16 protein-coding genes are annotated in these 15103 nt (G+C 68.8%); 3 read left to right on the plus strand and 13 right to left on the minus strand.

Annotated elements, in window-relative coordinates; translation table 11 throughout:
• Positions 1–74: 74 nt before the first annotated feature.
• From ACZ5Z2_RS13720 to ACZ5Z2_RS13775, 12 genes are all read right to left on the minus strand, one after another.
• Entirely contained in the window at positions 75–305 is a 231-nt protein-coding gene (locus ACZ5Z2_RS13720) for a bleomycin resistance protein (protein WP_464759154.1), read from the minus strand.
• 259 nt (positions 306–564) lie between these two features.
• The gene (locus ACZ5Z2_RS13725) at positions 565–993 is read right to left on the minus strand and encodes a hypothetical protein (RefSeq protein ID WP_464759155.1); all 429 of its coding nucleotides are present in this window, start codon (positions 991–993) and stop codon (positions 565–567) included.
• 148 nt (positions 994–1141) lie between these two features.
• Entirely contained in the window at positions 1142–2449 is a 1308-nt protein-coding gene (locus tag ACZ5Z2_RS13730; RefSeq protein WP_464759156.1) for a DUF58 domain-containing protein, read from the minus strand.
• 130 nt (positions 2450–2579) lie between these two features.
• The gene (locus tag ACZ5Z2_RS13735; protein WP_464759157.1) at positions 2580–3581 is read right to left on the minus strand and encodes an AAA family ATPase; all 1002 of its coding nucleotides are present in this window, start codon (positions 3579–3581) and stop codon (positions 2580–2582) included.
• Positions 3578–4681 (minus strand): hypothetical protein, encoded by a 1104-nt coding sequence (locus ACZ5Z2_RS13740; RefSeq protein WP_464759158.1) that lies wholly within the window; start codon positions 4679–4681, stop codon positions 3578–3580. The genes ACZ5Z2_RS13735 and ACZ5Z2_RS13740 overlap by 4 nt, the downstream gene beginning before the upstream one ends.
• Positions 4678–6180, minus strand: a complete 1503-nt coding sequence (locus ACZ5Z2_RS13745) for a DUF4129 domain-containing protein (RefSeq protein ID WP_464759159.1) — start codon at positions 6178–6180, stop codon at positions 4678–4680. Before ACZ5Z2_RS13745 ends, ACZ5Z2_RS13740 begins: the two co-directional genes overlap by 4 nt.
• On the minus strand, positions 6170–7147 hold the full coding sequence (locus tag ACZ5Z2_RS13750) for a stage II sporulation protein M (protein WP_464759160.1): 978 nt from the start codon (positions 7145–7147) through the stop codon (positions 6170–6172). The genes ACZ5Z2_RS13745 and ACZ5Z2_RS13750 overlap by 11 nt, the downstream gene beginning before the upstream one ends.
• Positions 7144–7824, minus strand: a complete 681-nt coding sequence (locus ACZ5Z2_RS13755; protein WP_464759161.1) for an RDD family protein — start codon at positions 7822–7824, stop codon at positions 7144–7146. Before ACZ5Z2_RS13755 ends, ACZ5Z2_RS13750 begins: the two co-directional genes overlap by 4 nt.
• Positions 7824–8345 carry an RDD family protein gene (locus ACZ5Z2_RS13760; RefSeq protein WP_464759163.1) on the minus strand — a complete coding sequence of 174 codons (522 nt, stop codon included), beginning with the start codon at positions 8343–8345 and terminating at the stop codon, positions 7824–7826. The genes ACZ5Z2_RS13755 and ACZ5Z2_RS13760 overlap by 1 nt, the downstream gene beginning before the upstream one ends.
• Before the next feature lie 166 nt (positions 8346–8511).
• On the minus strand, positions 8512–8826 hold the full coding sequence (locus ACZ5Z2_RS13765; RefSeq protein WP_464759165.1) for a helix-turn-helix domain-containing protein: 315 nt from the start codon (positions 8824–8826) through the stop codon (positions 8512–8514).
• Positions 8827–8829: 3 nt separating this feature from the next.
• Positions 8830–9147, minus strand: a complete 318-nt coding sequence (locus ACZ5Z2_RS13770; RefSeq protein ID WP_464759166.1) for a type II toxin-antitoxin system RelE/ParE family toxin — start codon at positions 9145–9147, stop codon at positions 8830–8832.
• A gap of 107 nt (positions 9148–9254) precedes the next feature.
• Entirely contained in the window at positions 9255–9722 is a 468-nt protein-coding gene (locus ACZ5Z2_RS13775) for an SET domain-containing protein (protein ID WP_464759167.1), read from the minus strand.
• A gap of 141 nt (positions 9723–9863) precedes the next feature.
• On the opposite strand from ACZ5Z2_RS13775, the gene ACZ5Z2_RS13780 reads away from it, so the two are divergent.
• The 3 genes from ACZ5Z2_RS13780 to ACZ5Z2_RS13790 all read left to right on the plus strand — a co-directional run bounded on the left by ACZ5Z2_RS13780 (position 9864) and on the right by ACZ5Z2_RS13790 (position 13026).
• On the plus strand, positions 9864–10358 hold the full coding sequence (locus ACZ5Z2_RS13780) for a hypothetical protein (protein WP_464761712.1): 495 nt from the start codon (positions 9864–9866) through the stop codon (positions 10356–10358).
• A 25-nt stretch (positions 10359–10383) separates the two neighbouring features.
• Positions 10384–12159: an acyl-CoA dehydrogenase C-terminal domain-containing protein gene (locus tag ACZ5Z2_RS13785; protein WP_464759168.1), complete on the plus strand. Its 1776-nt coding sequence runs from the start codon at positions 10384–10386 to the stop codon at positions 12157–12159.
• 258 nt (positions 12160–12417) lie between these two features.
• Complete coding sequence (locus tag ACZ5Z2_RS13790) at positions 12418–13026, plus strand: OmpA family protein (protein ID WP_464759169.1); 609 nt, start codon at positions 12418–12420, stop codon at positions 13024–13026.
• Positions 13027–13135: 109 nt separating this feature from the next.
• On the opposite strand, the gene ACZ5Z2_RS13795 is transcribed toward ACZ5Z2_RS13790, so the two are convergent.
• Positions 13136–15040, minus strand: coding sequence for an esterase/lipase family protein (locus tag ACZ5Z2_RS13795; protein WP_464759170.1), 1905 nt, complete (start codon positions 15038–15040; stop codon positions 13136–13138).
• Between the last annotated feature and the right edge of the window lie 63 nt (positions 15041–15103).

The raw sequence follows: 15103 nt of genomic DNA on the forward strand, positions 1-15103 counted from the left end.
TCGGCAGGCCTTTATAGACATCTTGCAGGTGCCGATGCTACTTAAGCAAACGAGTCGGAAGCAATCACGCTCTTTTAATCACCCCTCTTTATTTTGCCGAGCCCGCCCCCGCGTGCTCGATGACCTTGCGTCTGGACTCTCGCGCCAGCCGGCGGCTCCCACAACTCTGCCTTGTTCGCTTTCGGGTCGATCACCCAGCCGAACTTGCCGAATTCGGACTCATCGACCTTGTCAACCACGTTGCAGCCTTCGCTGCGCAGGGCGGCCAGCAAGGCGTGCAGATCGGCCACCCGGTAGTTGACCATGAAGGGCACTTGGCTCGGCGCGAAGTAATCCGTGTCGGTCGCGAACGGACTCCACGCCGTCGTCCCAGTGCCGGATGGATTGTCTGGCGACGCCCAGCGGAACGCCGCGCCGCCTCACGCCTCGACCGGGACGCCCAGGTAAACCCGGTACCACTCGGCCAAGGCTTTCGGATCCTTGGCCTTGAAGAAGATGCCGCCAATGCCGGTAACTCGTTTCATGTTAGATCTCCGCGTGGCATGCGTTTAATTACCTCTTCCATCACCGTTCTCGCGAGACAACGTCAACATATCCGGAACGCACATTTCCCATGCACTCAACCGTATATTCATCACCACCTTTCGCATTTACTGAAACAGTAAATGATCTAGCTATCATTACAGGATAAACACTATAAGTACAAGCAACAACAACGTCATATTCTCCAGGAGGTACATATACCTTTGAAGCCTTGATAAATTTCCTATCCCCACCCGGAAGATCAAGGTCAACAAAACCCTTGATTTCGGTCAAATCATTTGACTTGAAAGGGTTAAACGAAAACCTGCTCTTCTTCTCTGCCTTGGCCACAACACGAATGATCGCAACCGATCCCTGTAGCGACCCTGATCCTTTGTAATACACCGTAGGAGCTGCACATCCAGACAACAAGCAAAGAGAAAGTAAAGACACGATTAAAAATTTTGTCACCAGATTAACTCACTGTTGAACGCAAAACTGCAACCCCCAGAAGCTCGACTCCCGAACTAGGTCACACCACAACCATTAGGCACCCCACCCAAAAGCGACAGCGGCAACCACAGATCGCTACAAACCCTCTCCTCAGCGCGATTGGCTCTCACAACCTATTCCCCCGCTTGATCGCCAGATACCGCTCGATCAACGCCCCAGACAACTCGCTGCACCGCACATCCAGCACATTCACCCCTTCCCGCCGCAACGTCTCATGCACCCGCTCGCGCTCGGCAAGGTAGTGCATCGCCGAGGCGCTGCGGATGGCGGTTTCCAGTTCGGCGCCAGGGTCGTGGGCGGCATCGTCCAGCGCCTGTTCGCGCAGGCTGGCCAGCACCACCAGGTGCTGGCGGGAGAGCAGGCTCAGTGCGGTGCGCAGTTCCTTGTCGTCCTCGTCGCGCACGTTGGTGACCACGATCACCAGAGCGCGCCGACGTTGGCGGGCCTGCAGCGCGCCAGCGGCGGCGAGGTAGTCGGTGGCCAGCGGCTGGGCGTGCAGGTCGTAGCCGGCGCCGAGCAGCAGATCCATGCCGCCGCTGCCCTGTTGCGGCGGCAGCCAGCGCTGCTGCTGGCCGAGGCAGGCCATCAGGCCCACTGCGTCGCCTTCGCGCAGGGCGATGCTGGCCAGCGCCAGCGAAGCGTTGAGCACGTGGTCGAAGTGCGCCAGCGGGCCGTCCTGCGCCAGCATGCGGCGGCCGCAGTCGAGCATCAGGATCACCTGCTGGTTGCGCTCCTCGCGGTACTCGCGCGAGATCAGCCGGTGGCTGCGCGCGGTGGCCTTCCAGTCGATCTTGCGCAGGCTGTCGCCGACGCGGTAGTCGCGCAGTTCCTGGAACTCGGTGCCCTCGCCGCGGCGGCGCTGCAGACGCGCGCCTACGCTGCGCGAGGCCAGTTCCACGCTGAGGCCGGCCAGTTCGGCCAGCACGGCAAAGTTGGGATAGACGCGGGTGGACGATGGCTCGCCCAGCACGCGCCGCCCTTGCCACAGGCGCCACGGCGAAGGCAGCAACGTGTGGCAGCCGCCGAAGTGGAACTGGCCGCGCGCGTCGGGCGTGGTGGCGTATTCCAGCCGCAGCGCGCCGCCGGGCGGCAGGCTCACGCGGCGCGGCAGGCCGCGCACGGCCCAGCCGCCGGGGTGCAGGTCGTGCAGGCGCAGCGACTGGCGGCGTTTCGTGGGATTGCGCAGGTGCAGCGCCACCGTCGCCTCCGGCCCCAGCGGCAGCACCGGCACCAGTTCGCGGCGCAGCTCGGGCGAAGCGGCGCGGCGCAGACGCCAAGCATCGAGTGCGGCGAGCACAGCCAGCGCAGCGCCCACGGCCAGCCATGTGGACAACGGCAACCGGCCCAGGCTGGCCGCTGCGCCAAGCAGCGTCCAGCCGAGCAGCAGCCACAGCATGAGCGGCGCGGGCCTCATGGGCGCCTCGAATGGCTGCGTCGCCCCGGCAAAAGCCGGGGTTCAGCGACTTCAGCCTGTTGAAACCAAAGACACTGGATTCCTGCCTGCGCAGGAATGACGAGCAAAGGAGCGGCAGCCCGGAGGTTCTTCATTGCTGCGGCGCGGCCACCTTGTGCAGCAGCGCGCCGAGCACGTCGTCGGGACGCTGGCGCTCCAGCAACGCCTCGGGCGCCAGCAGCAGGCGGTGGCGCAAGGCGGGCAGCACCACCGAGCGCACGTCGTCGGGCACCACGAAATCGCGGCCGTCCAGCGCGGCGCGCGCACGCGCCAGCCGCGCCAGCGCGAGGCCGCCGCGTGGGCCGGCGCCGCCGATCACGCCCGGCCACTCGCGCGTGGCGCGCACGATGCGCACAGCGTAGTCGGCCACCGCCGCATCCATGCGGATCGCGGCCACGCCGCGCTGCATCGCCAGCAGGCCGGCCTGGTCGACCACCCGGCCCACCCGCGACACATCCAGGTCGGCGGCCACCTTGCCGACGACCACTTCGGCCACCATGCGGCGCTCGTCCTCCAGGCTCGGGTAGCCGATCAGCACCTTGGCCAGGAAGCGGTCGAGCTGCGCCTCGGGCAGCGCGTAGGTGCCTTCCTGCTCGATCGGGTTCTGCGTGGCCACCACCATGAACGGCGCGGGCAGCGGCATGCGCCGGCCCTCGATGGTGACCTGCCCCTCCTGCATGGCTTCCAGCAGCGCGGCCTGGGTCTTGGCCGGCGCGCGGTTGATCTCGTCGGCCAGCAGCAGGTTGGCGAACACCGGGCCGCGGCGCAGGCGGAAACTCTCGGCCTTGGGGTCGTACACCGCGTGGCCGGTGACGTCGGCCGGCATCAGGTCGGGGGTGAATTGGATGCGCCCGAAGTCGCAGCCCACCGCGGCAGCCAGCGCGCGCACCAGCAGGGTCTTGCCCAGCCCCGGCACGCCTTCGATCAGCACGTGGCCCGCGGCGAGCAGCGCCAGCAGCACCTGATCGAACACCTCGGGCTGGCCGACGAAGGCACGCCCCACCTGTTCACGCAACGCGCGGGCGCGCTGGCCCAGTTCGTCAATCGGCATCGCCGTCGCGGCGGCCGGGGCGGCGGTGGTTTCAGCGGTCATGGGCGGCTCCTGAGTCGCGCCAGGGTGATGAGGGAAGCGCGGAACGCCTGCGCGCTCGCGGGTGACTGGAAGGCTTGCGCGATCTGCGCGGCGTCGATGCCGGCGCGCTCGGCGAGGCGCCGGTACAGGGCATCGCCGCTCAAGCGCGCACAGACGGGATCGCGCAGGCGCAGGCGCGCCAGCACGGCCTGGCTGGCGAGCTGGTGCAGGCTGCGGCCGGCGTCGCGGCGATAGAGGAATTCGCCGGCGGCCTGCACGTGCTCCAGCAAGGCGCGGCGATGCGGCGCGGGCGCGGGCATCAGCGGGCCGAAACGCTGGCTGCTGCGCGCCATCCACGCAGCCAGCAGCACGGCCAGCGCCAGCAGCGCGGGCCAGCCGCGGATCGCCAGCAGCTTCAGGAACGGCTGGCCGTCCAGCGCATGGATCAGGTAGATCTGGCCGCGGCCGCGATTCGGCGCCAGCAGGCGCCAGGCGAAGCTCTGCGCATCGGCCTGCTTCAACTGCAGCCGTTCCAGCGGTGCGAAGCTGGCGAGCAGGCTGACGTGGCCGCGCCCCAGCGCAACGCGCGCGAAGAGATAGCCGTCGTCCGCGTTGCCGATACCCGCGTCCACCGCCTGCGCGGCGGCAGGCTTCAACCGGAAGCGCTGGCCGCACAGCATGGCAGCGTCGGACGCGTCGCCGAGGCGGCGGCAGGCGAACGTGGCCTCGCGCGGATCGAGCAGATCCAGCGCGGCGAACACCGGCATGCGCACGCTGGCGCTGGCCGCACCGGGCGACAGCAGCAGGTGGCCGCCGCCGCGCACCCAATTGCGCAGGCGCGCTGCGGCGTCCGCATCGATGCGTCCCGCGTCGGCACCGACCAGCACGGTATCGCCCGCCTGCAGCAGCGGCTTGCCCGGCGCCAGCGCGGACAACGGCGCCGCCGCTTCGCCCATGTCGCGCAGCGTCTGCTCCAGCGCGAAGAACGGATCGGTCTGCGCGGCGCCGCTGGGCGGCACGGGCTCGACCACGTCGCGCCGCTCGAACGTGGCGAAGAACAGGCCCGCGAGCATCGCCGTGCCCAGCAGCACCAGGCCGGCAATCAGCAGGCCGCGCTTCATGCCGAAGCTCCCGCGCGCAACGGCCAGCCTTCGAGCAGTTGCTCGAACGCCGACTGGTCGGGATAGCGGCCGGCATAGGCGGCGAACTGCCAGGTGCGCACGATGGCGGCGACGCGTTGCGTGCGCGCCGGATCGTCCAGCGCGGCGGCGTGGCGTAGCCAGTCCGCCTCGGTAGCGTCGGCGGCGAAAGGCATTTGCAACTGCTGCGCCACGCGTTCGGCGCAGCCGCGATAGAGCAAGGCCAACGCCTGGCGGCGACGCTGCGCCTGCCACAGCGCGCGAGCGGCGCCGGCCACATCGGCGGGCAAGGTTTCGGGGGTTTCGTCCTCGGTCGCCAACGGTGCGGCGTCCGGCAGTGGCGGCTCGCGCTCGCGCAGGCGAGCACTCCAGCGCCACGCGAACCACGCCAGCGCCGCCACGGCCGCCGCCAGCGCCAGCCACAGCAGGAGACTCAGCACGCCGGACAGCATGCGCAGCGGCGCCAGCGCGTTCACCGGCGCCGGCGCGGACGAACCGTGGTACTTCAGCGCCCAGCGCCGCGCATGGCGCTCACCGCCGAAACGCGGATCGCGATACACCTGCGCCGCCGCCGCCGCGAAGCGCCGGTCGTCGTCGTCCAGCGGCTGGTGGAAGACGTCCTGCGGCACGTTCACCGCCGACGTCCGCGCGGCAGGACTGGTCGCCGCATGGCTCGCCAGCGGCAGGCCCAGGCACAGCAGCAGGCACAGCAGCTTGCCCGCGGCCAGCAGGCGCGCGCGCAGGCGGCGGAACGCAAGGTCGATGTCCCAGCCTTCCAGCTGCGTGCGCCGGTTGAGGTACAGCGCGAAGCCGCAGGCCACGTACAGCGGCTCGATCGCGCTCATCGCGAGGTAGGCCACGCCGGACGCCGCCAGCATCCATCCCGTGCTGCCGAGATGCACGTCGTGGCGGAAGAAGCCGGCGAACGAAGCGGGGCGCCACTCGACCGGCAGCAGCCACCACGCCAGCAGCCAGGCGCTGAGGAACAGCACCAGCTCGAACTGCAGGCAGCCGTAGGCGAGCAGGCTGGCCTCGCCCACCAGCCGGCGGCGCAGCACCTTCCAGCGGGCGGCGCGCTGCTTGCGCGGCGCGCCTTCCAGCAGATCCAGCGGCAGGCGCAGCGCGCGGTGGCTGTCCACGCGCAGCCAGCTCAGCCCGGCCACGGTCGGCCGCCATGGCATGGCGCGCTGGCCGCGCAGGGTTTCGCGCCAGCGCGGCGTGCGGTCGAACACCGCGCGCGAAAACACGTAGAGCGGCACGCGATCGAACAGCGGCTTCAGCCACCACGTCAGCAGCAGGCCCAGCCACGGCTTGCCCAGCAGCAGGCCCAGCGCGTTGCACAGCAGGAACAGCGGCGCGCTGAAGGCGAACCACGCCGACCACACGGCGCCCGCGTTCGCGCGCAGCAGCGCGGTGCCCAGGTCGAGCGCCTCGCGCGATTCGCGCGGGCGCAGCACCACGCCGATGCGCTCAAGCTCCATGCCGCCCCGCCCTTCCGCCGAAACCCAGCCAGCCCAGCACCAGCAGCCACGCCAACGCGGCCACGCCGAAACGCAGCGCGTCGGGCAGCCATGCCTGCGACGACCAGTACGCCTCGATGCACGCCGCCACCACCAGCATCGCGAAGGCGCCCAGCGCCAGCTTCGCGCCGATCCAGCCGGCCTCCACCAGCGCCGGCCCGCGCCGCCGCCGGCCGGGCATCAACAGGGTCAGCCCGAGCTGCAGGCCGGCGCCGCCGGCGATCACCAGCGCGCTCAGCTCGAACGCCGAATGCGTCGCCACGAAACGCCAGAACGGGCCGCCGTAGCCGATCGCGGTGAGGTGCCCGGCCACGCCGCCGATGATGACGCCGTTGGCGCCCAGCACGTAGATCGCGCCCACGCCGAACAGCAGGCCCGAGGCGAAGGTGCGGAAGGCGATGCCTACGTTGTTGAACACGTAGAAGCCGAACATCTGCAGGTTGGTGCCGCTGCTGCGGCCCAGGTGCGGATTGGCCGGGTCGTACATGCGCTCGAACTGGGCCAGCTGCGCACTGCTGAACAAGGTGTGCGCCAGCTCGGGATGCACCTGCAGCCAGGCCAGCAAGGCCAGCGCCGGCACGTAGAACAGCGCCGCCGCCAGCGCCATGCAGCGCCATTGCGCGCGCACCAGCCGCGGGAAATCCGCCACCAGGAAAGCCGCCGCGCGATGCCAGCGCGGCGGCGGCGGGCGGTACAGCACGCGGTGCCCGCGCTGCACCAGCCATTGCAGCCGCTCGGTGACCTCGTGGCTGTAGCCGCGCCCGCGCGCCAGCGCGAGGTGATGGCAGACGCGGCGGTACGCGGCGGGGAAATCCAGCGCCTGCTCGCTGCGCATGCCGCGCCGCGGGTTGCGATCCAGCGCGACCAGCCAGCCTTGCAGGCTGTCCCACTCCTTGGCGTACAGCGCCACGAAACGCTCCTGCTTCATGAGCGCCCCAGCAAGCCGTTGGCGTAACCGAGCAGGCGCGCCACCGCGCCGATGCCTCGGTAGCCAGTCAGCGGCTCCAGCAGGTTCGCCAGTTCCTCCTGGCGCTGCACGGTGAACTGCTCCGCGCGCTCGGCGAAATCCACCAGCGCGGCCTGTTCCTCGGGCGACAGCGGCACGGGCAAGGGCAGCGGCGGCGCCATCGGCACGCGGTGGCCCAGCGGCGGCTCCTTCGCATGCACCACCAGGGTGCCGGCCACGATGTCGCCGAGCCGGCGCGCGCAGGGGTCGATCATGCAGCTGGCCAGCCCCACGCCGTACACGCCAGGCAAGGCATCCACCACGCGCAGCAAGTTGCGCGTGACCGACGGCAGCCAGGTCACCGGCGTGCCGTCCATGTTGACCACGCGCAGGCCCAGCGCGCGCTTGCCCAGGCTCTGCCCGTCCAGCCACAGCTCGCAGATCACCCAGTACGCCCACAGCAGGGCGAACATCGCCAGCATCGCCAGGCCGTTGCCGCCCTTGCCCAGCAGCGACAGCGGGATCATCGCCACCATCAGCAGCGCGAGGCGGATCAATGCGTCGATCATCCACGCCTGTGCGCGCGGCAGCGGGCCGGCGGCGCGCAGGCGCAGCGAGATGCCTTCGGGCGTCTCGATCTCGCGGACGGAGTCCAGCATCAAACGTCGACGACGATGGTGTCGGCGATCAGGTCGTGCAGGCAGCGCCGTTCCTTGCCGAAGATCAGCAGCGGATCGACCAGGCCGACGAGGCGACCCACCACCGGGATCATGCCGAGCAGGCCGACCGGAATCACCCGCAGGAAGATGTAGCGAACCAGGGTGATCGGGCTGCCGTCGCCACGCACCACCGCGATCTCCAGCGCGCGCTTGCCGATGGTCTGGCCGCTCTGGGCCAGCATCACGCAATTCACCACGATCACCGCCAGCGCAAGCAGGATGGCCAGGACATACAGCACGGCGCTCGTGTGCGACGACGTCAGGCCTTCGCGCGCAGCGTTGACCTGCAGCACCCAGCCGATCACGGCGGGCGCAAGCCAGACCAGATTCACCAGGCCATCAAGGAGCGCCGCGCCCAGCCGCTTGCCGCGACTGGCCTTGCGGCTTTCCAGATCGTCGGCATCGCTGCCGGCCACGTCCCCGACCACCGCGGCAGGCGCCGCGTAAGGATTGTTTTCCATGCTTCCCCCCCGGTTGCAGTCCATCGCCACCCGTCCCCAAAACACGGGTGCGCCCACGGAGTATGCGGCGCATTTTGTTGCGTGAACAGGGGCCGGGAGCGTGGCGGTCGGAGCACCCTCGTTCCCTCGGCGCAGTAGGCGAGAAGGCGAAAGAGCCTCGCGGGAATCAGGCAGCCAACCGAAGTCTGGGATGCAGGCCCGCACGGGCTGCCAGGGTCAGCAACATGTCCAGGCTGAAATCCTCCCAACGCCCCTTCACCAGCCGGGAAATGCGCGGCTGCGTCACGCCAAGCCGGCGTGCGGCCTCGGCCTGCGTCCAGCCCTTTTCGCGCAGCAATTGTTCCATGCGCAGCATCACCTCGGCCCGAAGCTTCATCACCTCCGCCTCGGCCGGATCGAAGCCCATGTCCACGAACACGTTGCCGCTGCCTTCGATACGGCGCGTGTCGTCCAGGCGGGGATCGCTCTTCTTCAGGCCCATGATTCAACCTCCGATCAACTTGTAGCGCCGTGCGGCCAATTCCAGATCGGCCTTGGCCGTCTTCTGTGTTTTCTTCCGGAAGGCGTGCAACACGTAGATCGCGTCCGAAAACTTGGCCACGTAGATCGTGCGCCATGCACCATCGGCCTCGCGCACGCGCACCTCATACGCACCCGGCCCGACCAACGGCATGGGCTTGAAGTCCACGGGATCGCCGCCGAACTGCACGCGCATCAACTCCAGGCCCATCGCATGGCGTACCGACGCCGGCATCGCGCGCAGATCGTCCTGACTGCTACCGAGAAACACGAGGGGCTTCATGCGGCAATGATGCAAATTTTTGCATATTTACGCAAGAACCATCCGGTAGATACGTCCGCGACGATTTCTCTTGGCCGCGGGTGGCCGGAGTCCCGTCGTTCCGCGCGTCACTTCTTCGGCTTGAGCAACGTCCCCGTGCAATCCTTCGAGCCGCACAGGCACTTCCACAGCTTCTTCAGGCGCGCCGTGTGCGGCACGTCCAGCGTGATGCCGTAGTCGTAGGTGAGCTCCTCGCCCGGCTTGATGTTGCGGATGGCCTCGATCAGCACCCTGTCCCTGCGCGGGTCGCCGCTGGCGCTTTCCTCGATCACGGCGCGACAGTTGGGCGCGCAGCTGTGGTTGATCCAGCGCGCGGTGTTGCCCTTGCGGTTGGCGTCGACGATGTAGTCGTCGTTGAGGGTGAACAGGAAGGTGTGGCCGGTTTCGCCGCCGTCGCCGTACATGTCGTCGGCTTCGTCGTGGCTCATCAGCGTGCCCTTGTACTGGATGATCTCCTCGCCCTTTTTGATCGGCTCGACGGCGAACACGCCATTGCCGTGGATGGGGGAGCGACGGGCGACGATGCGACGGGTCATTGGCGTGCTGGCATGGTGGTGGAACTCCGCATGATGCCTGCAGTGCGCAGCCGTGGAAACCGCCCGGCATTGACGCGCGCGGCGGCCCGGGTCAAGATTCAAACAATCGTTTGAGATCGTAGCCATGAGGTTCCGGCCGTGATGCGACTGATCCGCTGCTTCGCACTCGTTGCCCTCGCCGCCTGCCTTGCCGCCTGCGGCCCGCAGCGCAAGAGCGTGTTCCCGCCCTCGCTCACCGTGCAGCAGATGCAGGTGCTGCCGAACGGCGCGTGGCGCCTCACCATGCGCATCCAGAACAACAGCTACGGCGGCATGGATTTCAGCGCCATCGATGGCTCGCTGCAGGTGGCGAACGGGGTGCCGGTGCGCCTGCATGCCACGTTCGACCGCGACATTCCCTCCTTCGCCGGCGACGTGACCACCATCGACGTGCTGCCCACGCCCGCGATGGGCAGCGCGCTTGCCGCCGTGGCCGCCAAGGGCAGCGCCGGTTCGCTGGCCTATGCCATCAACGGCACGATCCACGCCCAGCCCGATCTGGCCGACCACCCGGACAAGAAAGACCCGCAGGACTTCCCTTTCCAGCACAGCGACTTCCTGTCGCCGGTGCCAGGCATCGCCAACACCTTCCGCTGACCTTCTTCTTCCCGAGAGAACGACCATGACGATCTACAAGGCTCCGCTCGACGACCAGCGCTTCGCCCTCTTCGACCTGCTGGGCGCCGAGGCCGTCCTCACCAAGCTGCAGGGCGGCGCGGAACACAGCCGCGACCTGCTCGACGCGGTGCTGGAGGAAGCCGGCAAGCTCGCCGAGCAGGTGCTGGCGCCGACCAACGCATCGGGCGACGCCGAGGGTTGCCATTACGACAAGGCCACCCACGCGGTGACCACGCCCAAGGGCTTCAAGGAGGCCTTCAAGGCCTTCGCCGAAGGCGGCTGGGCCGGCCTCACCGCGAAGGAAGCCTTCGGCGGCCAGGCACTGCCGAACGTGCTCGGCACCAGCACCACCGAGCTGTTCCAGTCCGGCAACCTGTCGTGGAGCCTGTACCCGCTGCTCAGCGAGGGCGCCTGCCACGCGATGGAACTGCACGGCACCGCCGAGCAGCAGAAGACCTACATGATGCCCATCGTGGAAGGCCGCTGGACCGGCACGATGTGCCTCACCGAGCCGCAGGCCGGCTCCGACCTCGGCCTGCTGAAGACCCGCGCCGAACCCAATGCCGACGGCAGCTACGCGATCAGCGGCACCAAGATCTTCATCAGCGCCGGCGAGCACGACATGGCCGAGAACATCGTGCACCTGGTGCTGGCGCGCCTGCCCGACGCACCGGCCGGCAGCCGCGGCATCTCGATGTTCATCGTGCCGAAGTTCAAGGTGAACGCGGACGGCGCGCTGGGCGCACGCAACGCCGCCTACGCCGGCGCCATCGAACACAAGATGGGCCTCAAGGGCTCGGCCACCTGCGTGATGAACTTCGACGGCGCCGAGGGCTACCTGATCGGCCAGCCGCACAAGGGCCTGGCCGCGATGTTCACCATGATGAACGCCGCGCGCCTGTCGGTGGGCGTGCAGGGCCTGGCGCTCGCCGAGCGCGCGTGGCAGAACAGCCTGAACTACGCACGCGAACGCCTGCAGGGCCGTGCGCTGTCCGGCGCGAAATTCCCCGACAAGCCCGCCGACAACCTGCTGGTGCAGCCCGACGTGCGCCGCATGCTGCTGACCCAGCGCGCCTTCGTGGAAGGCTCGCGCGCCCTGCTCTACTACACCGCGCTGCAGACCGACGTCGAAGCGCGCGGCGCCAGCGAGGAGGAACGCAGGCAGGCAGGCGAACTGGCGGCCTTCCTCATCCCCATCGCCAAGGGCGTGGTGACCGAGCTGGCGCAGGAATGCACCAAGGAAGCGCTGCAGGTGTACGGCGGCCACGGCTACATCGGCGAGAACGGCATGGAGCAGTTCGTGCGCGACGCGCGCATCATCACGCTGTACGAAGGCACCACCGGCATCCAGGCCGCCGACCTGCTGGGCCGCAAGATCCTCCAGTTGCAGGGCGTGGGCTTCAAGCACTTCCTCGCCGAGATCGGCGCGTTCTGCAAGGCGCATGCGGGCGATGCGAAGCTCGCTGCGCTGATCGCACCGCTGGGCGCGCTGGCGAAGGAATGGGGCGAACTCACCCAGTCGCTCGCGCAGCGCGTGCAGGCCAACCCGGAGGAACTGGGTGCCGCCGCGACGGATTACCTGTGGTACTCCGGCTACGTCACGCTGGCCTACTTCTGGGCGCGCGCCGTGGCCGCCGCCGAGGCAGGCTCGCAGTCCGAAGCGTTCAAGCAGGCCAAGCGCGACACCGCCGCGTTCTACTTCGCCCGCCTGCTGCCGCGCACGCTGACGCACAAGGCGGCCATGGTGGCCGGCGCCGGGACGATCGCCGACATCGTCTGACGCACGCCCCACGCCTGCATCGCAGCGAAGCCCGGCAAACGCCGGGCTTCGCTTTTTGCGGCATGCGTGCGACCGCGCCGTCGTCGCGGCGAGCCACAGAAAAAACTGAACGCAACCGTAGCGATGGCCCACCGACATGCACGATTCCACACCGCATGGGTTAGGTTCCAGAAGGCAGCACATGCAGGGGGTATCCATGAAGGGCCGGTATCGCCGCTGTCGCCCGCGATGCCGGCACGCACATCGGGAGAAACATCGATGCACATCCGAACCCCACGAATCGCCATGCTCGCGGCGGGCATCCTGGCCATCGGCCTGGCCGGTTGCTCGCAATACGTGAAGAAGGACGACCTCAACGCCGCCGTCCAGCGGCTCAAGCAGAAGCAGCAGGATCAGCAGCAGCAGATCGACGCGATCAAGCAGCAGATGCAGTCGCAGTTCTCCAAGTACGACTCGCAGATCACCGCCATGCAGGGCCGCGTCAGCGTGGACACCGTGGCGCACTTCGCCTTCAACAGCGCCGAGCTCAGCGACCAGGACAAGCCCGCGCTGCAGAACTTCGCCGAGACCATCGGCAAGTACCACCCGAACGTGCTGATCACCGTGGAAGGCTTCGCCGACCCGGCCGGCTCGCGCGCCTACAACAAGCGCCTGGGGATGAAGCGCGCCGAGGCCGTGCGCGACTTCCTGGTCTCCAGCGGCATCAACGCCGACCAGGTTCGCGCGGTGAGCTACGGCAAGGATGCGAACCGCCAAGTGGTGAAGGGCGCCAGCCGCGACCGCGGCGCGGACAACCGCCGCGTCTCGCTGACGGTGGATTCCACCGGCGCCGGCGCGACGGCTTCGACGACGCCCGCGACGACCTGACGTATCCCCGCGAGGCATCGTCCGCGCGGAAACGCCCGGATCGCCCGGGCGTTTCCGTGCATGCCGGCTTCCGCGTCATCGCCACCGATGCGCCGTGCGGAGACGCCGGTCAATCCGTATCCGGAGCCTTGCCCGACGTGGCTCCGCCGCCATCCGTCCGCTGCAGGTGCAGCCGCATGATCCGGCGCAGTTCCAGGATCGCCGCCGGCGTTTCCTGCACGCTGTGCCATGAGGGGATCACCACTTCGGAATCCGCGCCGGCGAGGTGCGCGCTGGCGTAGGGCACCACGCCGTCGCTGCTCTGCTGCAACGGCCCGGTCGGCTTGTACAGGCCGATGATCGAGTAGTAATGCACCGCGGGCGAAATCGGCAGGTTCTCGGTGGCGACGATGAAGGGATCGGCGTCGCTGAGGTTGCCGACGCTGTTCGACACGTGGATGGGCGCACCCTTGCCGCCGTCCTCCTGCAGCAGATCCGCGACGCTGGCCAGCTCCTTGAGCACGCTGAAGGGCAGGCGGATCAGCTCGGCGATCCAGCGCGCGAGGCGATGCCGCGCCACCGGCGTGCCGCGATGCGGCGCGGCGAGGAACACCGCGGCATCCACCTGCGGCATCGGCGAGAACTGCAGGTAGGGCGCCAGCTGCCGGCGCAGCTTCGCGCGCTTGCCGGCGGAAAGGCGCGCGCCTTCCGGCACCAGGCTCCACAGCTTGTCGCCGCTGGACGACACCAGCAGGCGCGCGATCACGCCGCCCATGCTGTGCCCCACCAGCATCATGTGCCGCATGGCGGGCGCGGTGCCTTTCGGGTCGAAGTGGCGGATGGTGTCGTCCAGCGCGCGGCGGATCTGCATCAGGTTCACCGCGATGGGCGCGTTGGTGGGGTAGTAGACCTGCCACACCTGGTAGTGGCGGCGCAGCTCCTCGTCGCCCAGCACTTCGTTCGCCACGTTCACCCACGCCTCGGGGCTGCTGGCGAGGCCATGCAGCATCACCACGGTGCGGCGAGACGGATCGTACGGCTGCATCAGCAGCACGCGCGGCGAATCCAGCCCGCCCTGCCGCCCCAGCAGCGAGCGGATCGACTGCATCGCGAAGCCCGAGCGCGCCAGCCACAGGCCGTAGGGCGCGGTGAAGTTGGCGCCCAGCGGCACGCTGCGCCCGGCGATGCGCACGTCTCCGTCGCGGTACGGGTCGCGCGCCAGCAGTTGCACCTGCCGCGTGTCCAGCACTTCGTCCAGCGTGCTGCCGCCGAACGCGAGCACGCCGGTCATCGCCACGTAGCGCGGCTCGCGCCACGGCACGGCAGCCGCGTCCGCCGCGCGCGGCGTCACCGCCACGAATTCCGAACCGAAGCCGTCGCGCCGGTACACGTTGCGCAGGCCCTTGAAGCGCAGCGACGAGGCGGGCAGCAGCTCCGTCGGCGCGGTGCGCAGGTGCAGGTCGGTATCCGGCCGCAGCACCGTCCAGCCGGCCAGCTCCGTCCTATCCCATCCGGTGTCGAGCTTCGGCAGCTCCTGGAACCAGCGCCCGACCACGCGCTCCACCGCGTAGTCGTAGAACCCGACCACCTTGGCCTGGCGCTGGTCGAACACGCGCTCGGCCGGCGTGCGCCGCGTGTAGAACAGGTAGGCATAGGCGTAGCGCGCGCTTTGCAGGTAGGCATCCAGCGTGGCGTCGTCCATCGCGGGCTGGCGGTCGCCGCGCAACGCGCGGCCCAGCCACAGCTCGGACAACGCGGAGAGCCGGCGCTCCTCGTCCAGTCCGCTGGCGTGCGCGACGATGCCCACGCAATCGCCGAAGGACTTCGCGCATTGCTTGCCGGTCAGCGCCACGCCGTTCAGCACCTGCACCGTGCCGTCGCTGAGTTGCCCGCTGCCGATCACGTCCGCGCGCCGCTCGCTCACCACGTCGCCGGGCTTGAGCCGGCTCACACCCACCATGGCGCAGGCATTGAGGCACAGCAGCAGCGCCGCCATCGCAAGCCACGACAGTTGCCTGATCGGATCGCCCCGCATTCCCCGTCGCCTCCTTCGCCCGAGCTGCCGCGATTGTAGTCACGGCCGCCGCGCCCGTTGCCA

This window comes from Rhodanobacter sp. G1, from assembly GCF_055397855.1.